Raw genomic sequence first — 15,985 nt, 5'->3', positions numbered from 1 at the left:
ACTACCATTTAAATCGTTTATTTTAGCCGATACAACGAATTTTCATAAAAATTTTTCCGATCAATCCCTCATCACTTTCAGAAAAACTTGATATTTGATCAAATATCCATAAAATCATTCTTTTAAATGGATTCAAAAAAAGGAATTCATTTAAAAAAGCAATCGTAAGTCTCGATTTACGATTGCTTTTTTGTTTTTAGCAAGAGACTTAATCTATTATGTCAACCTTAATGAATACCTACGCTCGACTGCCCGTGACCTTTATCAAAGGGGAAGGCAGTTGGCTCATTGATCAAGAAAACCGTCGCTACCTGGATGCACTCAGCGGCATTGCCGTCTGTAGTCTCGGTCATGCCCATCCTGCCGTGGCACAAGCGGTGTGCAAACAGAGTCAAACCTTGGTCCATACCTCCAACCTCTATGGCGTTGCCAATCAACAGCAGCTGGCAGATAAATTGACTCAACTCTCCGGGATGGAAAAAGTCTTTTTCTGCAATTCCGGTGCAGAAGCCAATGAGACTGCCTTAAAAATTGCCCGCAAATATGGACATCAAAAAGGGATTGATCGGCCCAAAGTCATTGTGATGGACAACAGTTTTCATGGGCGCACCCTTGCCACCCTTTCGGCCACAGGCAATCCTAAAGTCCATGCCGGCTTTGAGCCTTTGGTGGAAGGTTTTGTGCGTGTGCCCTTTGATGATATTGCAGTCATTGAAGCAGTGAAAGACAACCCTGAGATTGTCGCGATTCTCGTTGAACCGATTCAAGGGGAAGGCGGTATTCACGTCCCACAACCGGGCTATCTGAGCGCTCTGAAAAAACTATGCGAGCAGCAACAGTGGCTACTGATGGTTGATGAAGTGCAGACGGGTATCGGTCGAACTGGCCAATGGTTTGCCTATCAGCACGAAGCCATTGTGCCCGATGTAATGACCAGCGCCAAGGCGCTCGGCAATGGGGTGCCCATTGGCGCTTGTCTCGCTCGCGGGCAAGCAGCAGATGTGCTTGTCCCCGGCACACATGGCACCACTTTCGGCGGCAATCCCTTAGCGTGTGCTGCAGCACTGGCTGTCATTGAGACTCTTGAGCAAGAAAATTGGATCGAAACCATTGCACAAAGAGGGCAAGCGTATTTAGAGCAACTACAACAAGCGCTTGGTCATCATCCGATGGTCAAGCAAATTCGTGGTCGAGGGTTTATGTTTGGGATTCAACTTCATCAGCCCTGTGGGCAGCTGGTGGCCCAAGCACTAGAAAAAGGGGTGCTGATTAATGTCACCCGCGAAGATACCATTCGCCTACTCCCACCGTTTGTGATCACCGATCAAGAACTGGCTCAAGTCACCGAGACTTTAACTACTTTAATCAACGATTTTTCTAACCAAAAGAACTGAAACTATGAGACATTTTTTAACGCTGAATGACCTCACCTCCGAAGAATTACACACACTTCTACACAGAGGCATTGAGCTCAAAGCTAAAACCAAAGCGGGTGAAATCTATGAGCCGCTGAAAAATAAAACATTGGTCATGATTTTCGAGAAAGCGTCTACCCGAACCCGTCTCTCTTTTGAAATCGGGATGACGCAGTTGGGTGGACACGGCCTCTTTCTCTCGCCAGATGTTTCTCAATTGGGACGCGGCGAACCCCTAGAAGACAGTGCCCGTGTCATCTCCAGCATGGCCGATGGCATTATGATTCGCACCTTTGGACATGAAATTGTAGAAAAATTTGCAACCTATTCATCCGTGCCGGTGATTAATGCCTTAACGGATGAGTATCACCCTTGCCAACTGCTGGCCGATATGCAAACCTATTATGAAGTGCGCGGCAGCATTCAAGGCAAAACCGTGCTTTGGGTTGGGGATGGCAATAATATGTGTAATTCTTATATCAATGCCGCAAAACAGTATGATTTTAATCTACGGATCGCGTGTCCTGAAGGCTATGAACCCATGCAGCGTCTGCTAGAAGCACATGCAGACCGAGTCGAAATCTTCCGTGATCCCGTCGCCGCTGCTAAAGATGTCGACTTAGTGGTCACCGATGTTTGGGCCAGTATGGGTCAAGAAGAGGAGCAGAAAAAACGCGAAGCGGCTTTTGCCAACTTCCAAGTCAATCAAACCGTTATGGCGCAAGCCAAACCCGATGCACTCTTTATGCACTGCCTTCCTGCACACCGTGGTGAAGAAGTCACAGCTGAGGTGATTGACGGCCCTCAAAGTGTCGTATTTCAAGAAGCTGAAAATCGCCTGCATGCGCAAAAAGCGCTGCTCGAGTTCTTAATGGCCGATCAATAATCGATCCGCAAAAAAAACGCCTGATCAACTCATTGATCAGGCGTTTATCAATGGGCGAACCGTAATCGCTTACAGCAACACCTTCTCTACACCGCCCTGCTCAAGCTTAGCCACAAACTCTCGCTTCCAGTTTTCACCATAGCGCGTTTTCATCAGCTCAACCACAATATAGTCGGTTTTGAGACCGGTATTCTCTTCGTAACGACCCAACCCTTGCTGACAAGCAGGACAAGATGTTAGGATTTTGACCTCTTCATTTTGGATTTTCTTATCCTCGCCCGTGAGCTCTACAATGCCTTTATGCAGCTCCTCTTCCTTACGGAACTGCAACTGATAGGCGATATCGGGGCGCGCGGATGCCAAGGTGCCCGCCTCGGCGCAGCAGCGATCGGAAAAGACCACTTCAGATTTCAACAAATCCTTAGCCACTTCTGTCCCGTCCGACTGCTTCATCGGGTCATGACAAGGCGTATGGTAAAGATATTTACGACCGCTACTTTCGTCCAACTTAACCCCACGTCGTTGCAAGAACTCATGGATATCCAATAGCTCACAACCTGGGAAGATTTTGCTAAACTCATATTTCAGCAGCTGATCCATACAGGTCCCACAAGAGACAATCACTGTGGTCACATCAAGATAATTCAATGTATTCGCCACGCGATGGAACAGCGCGCGGTTCTCAGTGGTAATCTGTTGGCTGATGCGTTCCTGTCCAGCTGCCGCTTGCGGATAACCACAGCAGAGATAACCTGGAGGCAAAATGGTCTGCACACCTGCCTCATAGAGTGAGGCAATGGTCGCCAATCCAATATCACTGAACAAGCGTTCGGAACCACAGCCTGGGAAATAGAACACCGCTTCGGTGTCATCACTGGTCCGTGCTGGATCGCGAATAATGGGCACCTGAGTCGGCTCTTCCAATCCCAAGACTTTACGATAGGAGGGTTGATTCGGTCCGGTATTTAATGGCTTGCGCACAAAGTGAATCACCTGCTGCGTCACTTTAGGTGGATGATTGGTAACCGGTGGCAACTCGTTTTTACGTTCAACCAAGCCTAAAGCTTTAAACAGCTTATGTCCAATCGTAATGGCGGTTGCCCCCCAGCCGATCATCGTTTTACGCAGTACATTAATGGTCAACGGATCTTTGGCATTGAGGAAATAAAGCGCTAATTTCACCATAATGCTGTTACGCTTCTGCCCCATATTGGTCAAAATCTGCCGCATGCGAATCGACACATCTCCAAAATCAATGTCCACAGGACAAGGTGCTTCACATTTATGGCAAGTCGTACAATGATCCGCCACATCATTCATTGCATCAAAGTGATGTAAAGAGATGCCGCGTCGCGTCTGCTCTTCATAAAGGAAGGCTTCTATCAGTTGCCCAGTTGCCAGAATCTTATTACGCGGAGAGTACAGCAAATTGGCACGCGGAATATGCGTTTGACAGACCGGCTTACATTTACCGCAACGCAAACAGTCTTTAATGTCATTATTGAGCTCATCTAATTCGCTCGCTTCTAAAATCAGCGCTTCTTCCTGCACCAACTGTAAAGACGGCGTATAAGCATTGTCCAACCCAGAACCCGGCATGAGTTTACCGCGATTGAACAGCTGTTGCGGATCTACCTGTTTTTTATACTCAACAAACTTTTGAATCTTATAGGGTTCCAAATACTGAATCTTGGTCAAACCAATCCCATGCTCACCAGAAATGACTCCTCCCAACTCAATGGCAATTTTCATCACTCGATCCACAATCTGTTCTGCTTGATGAATCATCTCATAGTTATCAGAATGCACTGGGATATTGGTATGAATATTGCCATCGCCGGCATGCATGTGCAGGGCGACAAACAGGCGCGCATTACGAATCTTAAAGTGAATTTCCTTCAACTTTTCATGCATCGCCTCAAAGTCATGGCCAATAAACTCCGCCTGTAGAAAACTCACCACTTCCTGTTTATAGGAGATGACCATGTCTCGCCGTAACAATAGATCTAAAATGCGATCTCCTGTCTGCACCTTCTGTCGAGTCGCCTCGGTCAACAGATCCAGATGCGCTTCCGCCGGTTCATACAGGTGTGCCAAAACCCCAGCCCAACGATGACGCACCTTAGCAATATGCTGATAGGTGTGGTCTAATTTGGTACGGAAAATATTGGTGTGTCCGTTCTCATCCTCAAATTCTTCTGGGTGCTCTACCTCTTTGACATCACCCTTAAAGTAATCCTCAACCGCCTGTAAAATCTCCAGCTTATTTTTAATCGAGTACTCAATATTGATAGTCTCAATTTCTGTGTTGTACTCATTCAAACGTGGCAGTGGAATCACCACATCTTCATTGATTTTAAAGGCATTGGTATGCGCAGAGATGGCTGCAGTGCGTGAGCGGTCTGCCCAGAAACGTTTGCGCGCCTCTTCACTCACGGCAATAAAGCCTTCGGCATCACGCCTTTTCGCTCGTTCAACGATCTCTTGACAGGTTTTCGCCACCTCAAAACCATTTTCACCCGCAATATCAGCCAGCAAAATCATTTTGGGCAGCTCTTTGCGCTCCGCTTTGGTATTGTATTTCACTGCCTTAATATAGCGTTCATCCAAATGTTCCAAGCCTGCCAGCAGTATGCCTTCCGCTTTTTTGGATTCGACATAATCGATTACTTCCACAATGGCGGGCACTGCCAGACTTAAATCGGTGCCAAAAAACTCCAAGCAGACGGTGCGAATATGAGAAGGCATACGGTGCAGCACAAAACGCGCAGAAGTGATAATGCCATCACACCCCTCTTTCTGAACCCCTGGCAGACCGCTTAAGAACTTATCGGTCACATCTTTACCTAAGCCCGCTTTACGGAACGCAGAACCCGGCATTTCTAAAATTTCCGGTTCGCCGACAGGGGTTTGACCATCTTTTTCATAGCGGGTGATACGAAAACGCACCAAAGCTTGGTCTTGCAACTTGCCCAGATTGTGATTTAAGCGTTCAACTTCCAACCACTTAGCATCGGGCATCACCATGCGCCAAGAGGCTAGATTATCCAGCGTGGTTCCCCATAACACCGCCTTTTTCCCACCAGCGTTCATCGCAATATTCCCCCCAATACAGGAAGCATCATGGGAAGTCGGATCTACGGCAAATACATAACCAAACGCTTCGGCCTGTTCAGTCACGCGACGCGTCACCACACCGGCACCCGTTTTAATGGTGGGTACCTTACCGATTTCAGGCAGCTCAACCTGTTCTACCAGGCTAAGATATTCCAACTTCTCGGTATTAATCACCACCGAATTTTCCACCAACGGAATTGCGCCCCCTGTGTAACCTGTACCGCCCCCACGAGGAATCATCACCAATCCGAGTTGAATACAGGCATCCACGACCTCGATCACCTCTTGTTCGGTATCGGGGCTCACCACCACCAAAGGCAGCTCTACACGCCAATCTGTGGCATCTGTGGCATGGGAAACACGCGCCAAGCCACTAAAATCGATATTATCTTCTCGCGTCACCTTTTTCAGCTTTTTCAGCACCTGCTGGCGTAAAGCTTCTTGCTGTGGAAACCAAGCGGCAAATTCAGCCACCGCAGCATGCACTTGCTGCACCAACTTTTCAGCCATGGTATTGCCATTTAAGCGCGACTCCACCTGTTTAAGTCGGTGCTTCAAGGCTTGAATTAAGGCATCACGGCGTTTATGGTTTTCAATCAAATCATCTTGAATATAGGGGTTGCGTGTCACAACCCACATATCCCCCATCACCTCAAACAGCATACGCGCCGAACGCCCCGTGCCTCGAGAACTGCGCAGTGCTTCAATCGTCTCCCAACCTTGTTGCCCTAAAAATCGAAGAACGATTTCTCGGTCAGAAAAAGAGGTATAGTTGTAGGGGATTTCACGAATTTGAGTTTTCATATCACACCTTGTAAAAAATGAAAGCCTGCAAGCAGTGCAGGCAATTTTAAAATTCTTTGAACCAAAATTGAGGCTTTAATGCGTGCGCCGCTTCTGCTGTTTCTTTTTCTTCAGCTTCTGCTTTTGCGCTTTCACCTCACGTTTTTGAGTTTTCGCCGCACTTAATTTACGCTCAGCAAAGCGATTTTTACGCCCTTCAAAGGGGTTTTCAGTCACCTTATACTCAATTGAAATGGGCGTACCTTCCCACTTAAAGGCCTTACGGAAAACATTCATCAAATATTTGGTATAGGCTTGCGGCAGCTTATCCACCTGATTGCCATGAATCACAATGCGGGGTGGATTCAAACCGCCCAAATGCGCATAACGTAACTTAACTCTTCGACCACTGATTAAAGGCGGTTGATGGTCTTGCACCGCTTGTTCTAACACGCGATTCAGTGCGGACGTGGACACCCGACGCATCGCCGCGTCATACACTTGACGTACGGTTTTAAATAGATCTCCCACGCCCGTACCATGCAGCGCCGAAATGAGATGTTTTTTGGCATAATCCACAAATTGCAGCTTGTATTCCAGCTCATGCTTAACCTTTTCTCGCTGTTCAGAGCTCAAGTTATCCCATTTATTTAATGCAATCACCAAACCGCGCCCTGATTCCAGCGCATGTCCCAACAGCGTTAAATCTTGATCGGTAATCCCTTCCGAAGCATCCACCACTAAAATCACCACATGCGCATTCGCCATCGCTTCGATCGCTTTAATCACACTGAATTTTTCAATGGCTTCGGAGACTTTTTTCCGCTTGCGAACCCCTGCCGTATCAATCAACGTATAAAACTGACCGTCCCGCTCAAAAGGCACATAAATACTGTCACGTGTCGTGCCGGGCATATCAAAAGCCACCACACGCTCTTCACCAATCATGCGGTTAATCAGCGTGGATTTTCCAACATTGGGACGACCAATAACCGCAACCCGAATCCCTGGATGCGCATCCAAATCGACCGCATCCGCTTCATCCGGTTTTGTCGGAATTTCGCTTAACACCTGCGCAATAACCGGCTGAATATTGTCACCATGGGCAGCGGCAATGGAATAAGGATCCCCGAGCCCCAGTTGATAAAAATCGGAAGCGGCTAACGTTTTATCAAACCCTTCTGTTTTATTCACTAACAGATAGACCGGCTTATCAAACTGACGAATAAAACGCGCAATCTCTTCATCCGCAGGCGTTAAACCAGAACGACCATCGACCAAAAACAGAATGGCATCCGCCTCTTCAATGGCCGCTGTCACTTGCGATGCCATTAAGGGATCTACACCTTCCGCTTCACCGCTTAAACCGCCTGTATCGACCACAATATAGGGACGATTGCCGACACGACCGCTGCCATACTGACGATCACGTGTTAACCCTGGATAATCTGCCACAATCGCATCTCGCGTACGCGTTAGGCGATTAAAAAGAGTCGATTTTCCCACATTCGGTCGCCCCACTAGGGCGAGTACAGGTTTACTCATGATGACCTTTTTGCGTTGCAAAATCAGTAGGGTTTATTTGATAGCGCGTAATATAGCCATCGGCATCTTGCACATAGAGTACTTGTTCTTCTTGTGCCGGCATTAACCCCACAATTGCGGTGTCCTTTTCATGGGTAAAATACCCTAATAAAGTGCCATCAATGGGATCAAGGCGCTCAATGGTGCCATAGCCATCCCCGATTAGAATCTGATCTTTAAAAAATGCCAATTCCGATAAATGACGATAGCGCAACTGTTTCTGCTGCCAGCGCAATGCGCCCGTTTGCAGGTCGTAAGACTGCACGATATCTTGATCCGTCACCAAAAAAATCCCTTGATCATTCACCAAAGGCGAACGATAGCCGGAAACATTTTTAACCCAATAAGGCAGACCGGTTTTAGGGTTTAGGGCTTCCAATTTACCGTGATACCCCAAAACAATGAGCCGCCCTTGATGCAACACCAGCTTCGCTTGCAGATCCACCATGCGTTCAAGGTCCGTACGTCCCTGTGGCGTTAAAATCCGTTGCGTCCATAAACGTGCACCACTTGCTGGGGAAAACGCTTCCACTTCGCCACTCTCCCAACCAATAAACAGACGATCATTTGTCACGGTCACAGGCGCTGCGCCACGTAGTGAGAGATTGGGCAGCAAATGTTCCACTTCCCAAATCTGCGCCCCCGTTTGCGCATTCAAAGCGTAGAGTTTGCCATCCACCGTGCGGGTAAATAGACGACCCTGATGAATCACTGGCGGTGCGATCACTTCACTGCTGAGCTGCTTTTGCCATAACAGACGACCAGACACCTTATCCAGCGCATACAAGCTGCCTTTATTGGTGCCAAAATAGAGTGTTTGCTGATGAATCACCGGACCGGCTGTCACCAATTCGTTCAACTTCTTCTGCCAAATCACCTGATCTGTCCAACGATCTTTGGGCGACTGCCACATCGCGCTCAGCCAACCTTCTGTGGCTGCGCTATAGACTCTATTTTCATCCAACGCAATGCGTAGACCCACGGCTTCCGCATCTGTCGTCCGCCCCAGTAACAGCTGCCACTGTCGTTCCAATTCAGCGGTTTGTGTCATCTGCGGCAAAGGCGTCGGCGGATGAACCGAAGCCGTATGACTACACCCTGTCACCTCAATCACCAGAGTGAATAAGAGCGCCATGAAAGCTGTCCGCTTTATGGCAGGACTGGGGATTTTGGCATTTTTTTGCATTTTTTGTATCCAACTGTTCTTTAAAAGAACAAAATCATTACGCTTCATTAACCTAAGTCATCCAATTGCAGCTGTGCTACCGCTTTTAAACTTTTATCCGCTTTTTCATTCGCGACCACTTTAGCAAAGCCCGCTTTGGCTTCAGCCGTTTTATGTTGTAACAATGCCACCTCAGCAGAGACATAATCATAGTTTGCTTTTTCTTCATCAACTAACGACTGAGTCTTCACTTGCGCAAGCATGTTTTGTGCTTTATCCCACTGCTTCTGATCTGCATAAAAACGCGCTAAACGGAGTTGCGCAACGGTTTTCAATGCCTGATCGGGTGCATGCTGGATCGCCCATTGGAAATTGTTTTCTGCTTGTTGATTTTCACCTTTTTCCATATAAAACTTGGCTAAAATCAATGCAACGCCCGTTGCATAAGGGCTGTCTGGCTGCTCATCCATCAGTTTGAGGCCATCTCGTGCCACATCCCCCAATTTCCCTTCTGCTGCCCGCACTTGCAAAGCTTCAAAGACTGAAGAGGCATAAGCGGCTTCTGCATACTGTTTATTTTGCCAATACTGCCAACCGCTATAGGCCAGCACAATCAACAAAATCCCTAACAGCAGTTGCGTACCATTCTTCTGCCACCACTGCTTAATGGCATCGACTTGTTCTTCTTCAGTTTCATAACGATTTAACATTTTGCTTCCTCTTTAATGCGTTGACCTAATGCTTCCATTAAAACGGGCCATTCCACTTCCACCTGTTCAGCCTCTTCCCGCAGCGGCTTAATAATCGCCGTCTGCTTTTCTACTTCTTGCTCACCGAGCACAATGGCATAGGCTGCACCGGATTTATCCGCCTTTTTAAATTGACTCTTAAAACTACCACCCCCGCTGTGCATCTGCACTTTGAGCTGTGGAAAAGTATCACGAATCTGTTCGGCAATCACCAATCCGGGCTGTTGCACCCCTTCTCCTACCAATACGATATAGATATCTGCTTGTGGATGCGCGGGCAGCAAGCCCTTATCCAAAATTAACGCCATCAGACGTTCAATCCCTAAAGCAAACCCCACCGCTGGCGTAGGCTTGCCGCCAATTTGTTCTACCAATCCATCATAACGGCCGCCCGCACAAACGGTGCCTTGCGCCCCCAATTCAGTGGTCACCCATTCAAAAACCGTTTGGTTATAGTAATCCAATCCGCGCACCAAGTTGGGATTAATCTCAAACGCAATGCCCACATCTTGCAAATGGCGCTGTAGCTGTTCAAAATGCACTTGAGATGACGCATCCAGATGGTCAATCAATTTAGGGGCATTCGCGATAATTTCAGCCATTTCTGGATTTTTGCTGTCCAAAATCCGCAACGGATTGGTGTGCAGACGGCGTTTGCTGTCTTCATCTAACTGATCTGCATGTTCTGACAGATAGATCACCAACTTCTCACGATAGGCGGCACGCGCTTCGGCAGAGCCCAGTGAATTGATTTGCAGCGTTAAATTCTCAAGCCCCAATAGGCTCCATAAACGCGCGGACAAAATAATCAGTTCCGCATCTATCTCCGCATCGCTTAAGCCAAAAACTTCGACACCAAACTGATGAAACTGACGATAACGCCCCTTTTGCGGCCGTTCATGGCGGAACATAGGGCCATGGTAATACACCTTTTGCACCTGATTATGCAGCCAACCATTTTCGATCATCGCACGGACACAACCCGCCGTACCCTCTGGTCGCAGCGTTAAGCTGTCGCCATTGCGATCCTCAAAGGTATACATCTCTTTTTCCACAATATCGGTCACTTCACCAATGGCACGAGCAAATAGCTGGGTTTTCTCCACGACAGGAAGGCGAATGGGTTGATAAGCATACTGCTGCATCACCTGCTCTGCATTGTGCACAATCCAATCAAAAGCGGCAGCTTGCTCACCAAAAATATCGTTCATGCCGCGAACAGCGGTAATCTTTTGTGTCATGATTTTCTCTATCTTTCTCTATTAAGCTTTCTGTTGTGTGCGTTTCGTTCGATCTTTAACCTTGCCTGCCAATTGACCACAAGCCGCATCAATATCATCCCCCCGCGTCCGGCGAATCGTGCAATTGACGCCAGCCTCCATTAACCGGCGCTGAAAGCGGTGGAGGGTATTATTCGAACTGCGTTGATAATCTGTATTGGGAAAGGGGTTAAAAGGAATTAAATTCACTTTGCACGGTAAATCTCCCAGCAGTTCAATCAGCTGTTCTGCATGCTCCGGCCGATCATTGATTTGATCGAGCATCACATACTCTACGGTCACATGTTTTTTGCTGTGCCCGCCTTCCACAAATCGATGCAAAGCAGGCATCAACATTTCTAAAGGATATTTTTGATTCACCGGCACCAACTCATCCCGCAAGGCATTATTGGGCGCATGCAGGGAAATGGCCAGGCTCACATCCAATTCTGATTTAATGCGGTCTATCGCTGGCACAATCCCGGCCGTACTAATGGTTACACGGCGCTTGGACAAGCCATAGGCAAAATCATCCATTAAAATCCGCGCTGCAGGGAAAACGTGGGTGGTATTTAATAAGGGTTCACCCATGCCCATAAACACCACATTGGAAATTTTGCGTTCGTCTTTCGGTTTACAGCCCAGCGCCTTATTTGCCACCCACATCTGCGCGACAATTTCCCAATTGGACAAATTGCGGTTAAAGCCTTGCTTTCCGGTCGCACAAAAAGCACAATCCAAGGCACAGCCGACTTGCGATGAGATGCAAAGGGTGCCACGATTGTCTTCTGGAATAAACACTGCTTCAACACTATTTTGCTGATCCACTTCCAGCAACCATTTAATGGTGCCGTCGCTGGATTTCTGTTCCGCCACCACTTTAGGCGTGCGAATCACCGCGACCTCTTTTAACTTTTGACGCAAAGCTTTACTGAGATTACTCATCTCATCGAAATCGCTCACCCCTTGCTGATGAATCCATTTCATCAACTGGCCCGCACGGAAGGGCTTTTCACCAATAGAAACAAAAAAGGCCTCTAAAGCGGCCTTATCCATTCCGAGCAAGTCAACTTTTTTGTCGGCGCGGGGAATCTCTGGCTCCACCACCTCAACGGCCACTTGTTTAATATCGAAAGGTCGAGCTTTGACTGCAGTTTGATTCATGCGCACCCTTTATGATTGTGGTGAGTGGATTTCCACTTCACTAAAGAAAAAGCCAATCTCACGCGCCGCACTCTCAGGCGAATCGGAACCATGCACTGAGTTCTGCTGCATGCTGACTGCATAGCGTTTTCTAATGGTACCTGGCGCGGCTTTTTCAGGATCTGTCGCCCCCATCAGTTCACGATTATGCTGAATGGCATTTTCTCCCTCTAACACTTGCACTATGCAAGGACCCGCGGTCATATTTTCAACCAAATTTTCAAAAAATGGCTTGCCAATATGCTCTGCATAAAAGCCTTCCACTTCTCGTGTGCCCATATGAATCATTTTTGAAGCGACCACTTTTAAACCGTTTTGCTCAAAAATTTGGGTAATCTCGCCAATTAAGTTGCGCTTGACCGCATCGGGTTTAATAATGGAAAAGGTACGCTCAATCATGTTGGGTTCCTAAGACTAAAATAAATGGACAGATATTCTAACAAACATTGGTTAATTTAGGGAAAAAACGGCAAAAGCCTTGTGATGGAAAAAACTCATCACAAGGTGGTTAAAATAGAAAAACGCGCGCGACTAAATGCTAAAAGACTCTCCGCAACCGCAGCTGTCTTTAACATTCGGATTATTGAATACAAAGCCTTCATTCAATAGGCTCTCTTTTTGGTAATCTAACACCATGCCATCAATCCGCTCAAGGCTGGCTGGGTCGACCACCACCTTAACGCCATGGCTTTCAAAGACCGCATCATCTTCATGGATTTCATCGGCATAATCCACAACATAGGAAAAACCGGCACATCCACTGACCTTAGTCCCCACACGGATACCTAAGCCTTTTCCCCGTTTTTCGATCATTTTTTTGACCCGTTCTGCCGCAGCAGGCGTTAAAGTGACTGCCATAATAACCTCTTAAATTTTTAATTTGACCGTTTTCTGTTCCGCTTGATCCATCAAGTGTTGGATGGAGATGGTACCTAAAAAACCGTCTATCATCTGACTTAACTCATCCCATAACACATGAGAAGCGCACTGGGCACCGCCATCACAATTCCCCTTGCCTTTACATCTGCGAGGGTCCATATCTTCATTGACCGCATGAATGATTTGATTGATAAAAATTTGCGAGGCGTCACGACTTAAACGATAGCCCCCCCCGGGTCCCCGCGCACTGACCACCAGTCCCGCTTTTTTAAGTTTTGAAAAAATCTGCTCTAGATAAGAGAGCGAGATCCCTTGCCGTTCAGAAATGACCGCTAATGTAATCGCACCATTGCATTGGTTCACAGCAATATCTAACATTGCTGTCACCGCATAGCGCCCTCTTGAGGTAAGTTTCATAATTTCATGTTATCCGTTAAATTTAAAACGCATTTTACAATAACCTTATACTTTACTCAAGAATTACCTTCATGCAAACTAGGCATCTGATTGCTCTGTTGCCTGCTTTTGCTTTTTATGAAGATGGGCTGCCTGCTCTGGATCATCTGGTTCTAACACCGCACCTTCTAAGTCAGGGAGATCCATATTCACGGGCTCTCCGCCTAACGCCTTCACTTGCTCACTTAAGGCCGCAAGCTTTTCATCCTGACTCTGTACATGCTCCAATAAACTATAGATCGCTTTTTCTACAGGATCCTCCACCTCTTGCCCAACACCATAGGCATCAAATCCTATTTTTTCAGCCATCTGTTTTCGACGACGCATTTTTTCATCTTGATTTCTTACGACAATGCGCCCTGGTACGCCAACCACCGTGCGTCCAGGCGGTACTGTTTTCAACACCACCGCATTAGAGCCGATACGCGCATCATCTCCCACCGTAATCGGCCCTAAAACTTTTGCCCCTGCACCGACCACAACGCCATTGCCGAGCGTCGGGTGGCGCTTACCGGCCTGCCAACTGGTTCCACCTAAAGTCACGCCATGATAAAGCGTACAATCATCTCCAATTTCTGCAGTTTCTCCGATCACCACCCCCATGCCATGATCAATAAAAAAGCGCTCGCCAATTTTAGCCGCGGGATGGATTTCGATCCCCGTCAACCAGCGTGCCAAGGTGGACAGCCACCTAGCCAACCATTTCCAATTCCACTGCCAAAGTTTATGCGCCAATCGATACCATAAAATGGCGTGCAACCCGGGGTAAGTGGTCAACACTTCAAAAGTATTGCGTGCGGCAGGATCTCGCTCAAACACGCATTGGATATCGGATTTAATTCGTTTAAACATTTTTTGCTTTCTCCGCCTTCCGCTGTGCCGCGGTCAAAATCCCTCGCAAGATATCAATCTCTTTCTCATCCAACTGCGCTCGGTGATAGAGCCGACGCATACGACGCATAAATCGGTCATTTTTGGCCGGATCTAAAAATTCAATATCTTGCAAAGCTTGATGTAAATGTTGATAAAAGCCTTCCAACTGCTCTGTCGAAGCCAATTTTCTCTGTGGCGCTGTGACCTCAGCTTGTGCAAACGGTGAATCTTCTACCAAATCGGTCGCCATCAAACACTCATAAGCAAACACCTGCACGGCTTGCGCAAGATTTAAGGAACTATAAGCCGGGTTGGTCGGAATATGGCTTAAAAAGTGGCATTTGTCCATTTCTGCATTACTCAAACCACTGCTTTCCCGCCCAAACACCAAAGCGACTTCATCGCCCTGCATCGCTTGTTGCACTGCCATCTGCCCTGTTTCTCGTACCGACATTTGCGGCCAACAGACCTTACGCAAACGCGCACTGGCACCAAACACACGCGTCGCACCCGCGATTGCCGACTCTAAATCCTCAACGACCCGGGCATTGGCCAATAGGTCAGCGGCACTGGATGCGCGTGTCGAAGCTTCCACACTGGGGAAATGTTTGGGCTTCACCAAAACCAACTTAGATAAGCCCATATTTTTCATGGCTCTGGCGACTGCACCAATATTTCCCGGATGAGAGGTTTCAATTAACACCACTCGAATTTTCTGCAATGCGGGATGCTGGCAATAATCTTGTATAGACATTAAACTCCATCTTGCTTCGTTTATAATAGTGGGCATTATTATCGCATTTTAAGGAATCACTATGCATCCAATCCTCAATGTTGCCACAGAAGCGGCGCGTCTTGCCGGTGAATATATTTTGCAACAATCGCAAAACCTAGAACGGATAACCATCGAAAAAAAAGGTCGCCATGACTATGTTTCCCACGTCGATTTCACGGCTGAAAAAATCATTATCGATACCATCCGCAAATATTACCCAGATCATAATTTGCGCGCAGAAGAGAGCGGCGTGCATAAAACCCCTTCTCGCTTTGAATGGGTGATTGATCCTCTGGACGGCACCACCAACTTTTTACACGGTTTTCCACACTATGCAGTCTCCATTGGCGTTCTGGAAAATGGCAAACTGATGCATGGGGCCATCTATGATCCCCATCGCGATGAAATGTTCACCGCGACTAAAGGTGAAGGGGCACGCCTCAATAATTTTCGCATTCGTGTCAGTGAACAAAAAACATTAGAAGATGCCTTACTGGCGACAGGTTTTCCTTATACAGAATTTGCGTTTAGTGAAGATTATTTGCAAAGCTTCCGCAGCTTTATGACTCAAACAGCCGGCTTACGTCGTGCGGGCTCAGCTGCTTTGGATTTAGCCTATGTCGCTTGTGGTCGCGTCGATGGTTACTGGGAGTTTAATCTCAAGCCTTGGGATATAGCCGCAGGCGTCATCATTGTCAAAGAGGCCGGCGGTTTGGTCACTGACTTTAAAGGCGGAGAAGACTATCTAGACAGTGGCAATATTCTCACGGCCAACCCCAAACTCTATAAAGAGATGGCGCACGTCATTGGTCAAACCATTTCCGAACCCTTCCGCAAATAG

The 15,985-nt window shown here is 47.4% G+C and carries 14 protein-coding genes; 3 read left to right on the top strand and 11 right to left on the bottom strand.

What is annotated here, in order from left to right; translation table 11 throughout:
* The first annotated feature begins 218 nt into the window (after positions 1 to 218).
* A complete protein-coding gene (locus tag ACYQ05_RS00520) occupies positions 219 to 1,394 on the top strand; it encodes an acetylornithine transaminase (RefSeq protein ID WP_459817497.1) in 1,176 nt (391 codons plus the stop codon).
* Positions 1,395 to 1,398: 4 nt separating this feature from the next.
* A complete protein-coding gene (gene argF, locus ACYQ05_RS00515; RefSeq protein ID WP_459817496.1) occupies positions 1,399 to 2,301 on the top strand; it encodes an ornithine carbamoyltransferase in 903 nt (300 codons plus the stop codon).
* A gap of 69 nt (positions 2,302 to 2,370) precedes the next feature.
* Here argF and ACYQ05_RS00510 read toward each other — a convergent pair whose 3' ends face one another.
* The 11 genes from ACYQ05_RS00510 to ACYQ05_RS00460 all read right to left on the bottom strand — a co-directional run bounded on the left by ACYQ05_RS00510 (position 2,371) and on the right by ACYQ05_RS00460 (position 15,123).
* Complete coding sequence (locus ACYQ05_RS00510; RefSeq protein WP_459817495.1) at positions 2,371 to 6,222, bottom strand: DUF3683 domain-containing protein; 3,852 nt, start codon at positions 6,220 to 6,222, stop codon at positions 2,371 to 2,373.
* Positions 6,223 to 6,297: 75 nt separating this feature from the next.
* A complete protein-coding gene (der, locus tag ACYQ05_RS00505; RefSeq protein ID WP_459817494.1) occupies positions 6,298 to 7,746 on the bottom strand; it encodes a ribosome biogenesis GTPase Der in 1,449 nt (482 codons plus the stop codon).
* Positions 7,739 to 9,019, bottom strand: coding sequence for an outer membrane protein assembly factor BamB (gene bamB, locus ACYQ05_RS00500; protein ID WP_459817493.1), 1,281 nt, complete (start codon positions 9,017 to 9,019; stop codon positions 7,739 to 7,741). Before bamB ends, der begins: the two co-directional genes overlap by 8 nt.
* Positions 9,019 to 9,660: a YfgM family protein gene (locus ACYQ05_RS00495; RefSeq protein ID WP_459817492.1), complete on the bottom strand. Its 642-nt coding sequence runs from the start codon at positions 9,658 to 9,660 to the stop codon at positions 9,019 to 9,021. Before ACYQ05_RS00495 ends, bamB begins: the two co-directional genes overlap by 1 nt.
* Positions 9,654 to 10,940, bottom strand: a complete 1,287-nt coding sequence (hisS, locus tag ACYQ05_RS00490) for a histidine--tRNA ligase (RefSeq protein ID WP_459817491.1) — start codon at positions 10,938 to 10,940, stop codon at positions 9,654 to 9,656. Before hisS ends, ACYQ05_RS00495 begins: the two co-directional genes overlap by 7 nt.
* A gap of 21 nt (positions 10,941 to 10,961) precedes the next feature.
* A complete protein-coding gene (gene rlmN, locus ACYQ05_RS00485; protein WP_459817490.1) occupies positions 10,962 to 12,122 on the bottom strand; it encodes a dual-specificity RNA methyltransferase RlmN in 1,161 nt (386 codons plus the stop codon).
* Between the two features lie 9 nt (positions 12,123 to 12,131).
* The gene (ndk, locus tag ACYQ05_RS00480; protein WP_459817489.1) at positions 12,132 to 12,560 is read right to left on the bottom strand and encodes a nucleoside-diphosphate kinase; all 429 of its coding nucleotides are present in this window, start codon (positions 12,558 to 12,560) and stop codon (positions 12,132 to 12,134) included.
* Positions 12,561 to 12,692: 132 nt separating this feature from the next.
* The gene (locus ACYQ05_RS00475) at positions 12,693 to 13,019 is read right to left on the bottom strand and encodes a HesB/IscA family protein (protein WP_459817488.1); all 327 of its coding nucleotides are present in this window, start codon (positions 13,017 to 13,019) and stop codon (positions 12,693 to 12,695) included.
* Between the two features lie 9 nt (positions 13,020 to 13,028).
* Positions 13,029 to 13,457 (bottom strand): Rrf2 family transcriptional regulator, encoded by a 429-nt coding sequence (locus ACYQ05_RS00470; protein WP_459817487.1) that lies wholly within the window; start codon positions 13,455 to 13,457, stop codon positions 13,029 to 13,031.
* Between the two features lie 78 nt (positions 13,458 to 13,535).
* Positions 13,536 to 14,348: a serine O-acetyltransferase gene (gene cysE / locus ACYQ05_RS00465; RefSeq protein ID WP_459817486.1), complete on the bottom strand. Its 813-nt coding sequence runs from the start codon at positions 14,346 to 14,348 to the stop codon at positions 13,536 to 13,538.
* Positions 14,341 to 15,123: an RNA methyltransferase gene (locus ACYQ05_RS00460; protein ID WP_459817485.1), complete on the bottom strand. Its 783-nt coding sequence runs from the start codon at positions 15,121 to 15,123 to the stop codon at positions 14,341 to 14,343. The genes cysE and ACYQ05_RS00460 overlap by 8 nt, the downstream gene beginning before the upstream one ends.
* 61 nt (positions 15,124 to 15,184) lie before the next feature.
* On the opposite strand from ACYQ05_RS00460, the gene ACYQ05_RS00455 reads away from it, so the two are divergent.
* Positions 15,185 to 15,985: an inositol monophosphatase family protein gene (locus ACYQ05_RS00455; protein WP_459817484.1), complete on the top strand. Its 801-nt coding sequence runs from the start codon at positions 15,185 to 15,187 to the stop codon at positions 15,983 to 15,985.

The sequence above is a fragment of the Galenea microaerophila genome, assembly GCF_054657255.1.
This window is presented reverse-complemented; position numbering and strand designations above follow the sequence as displayed.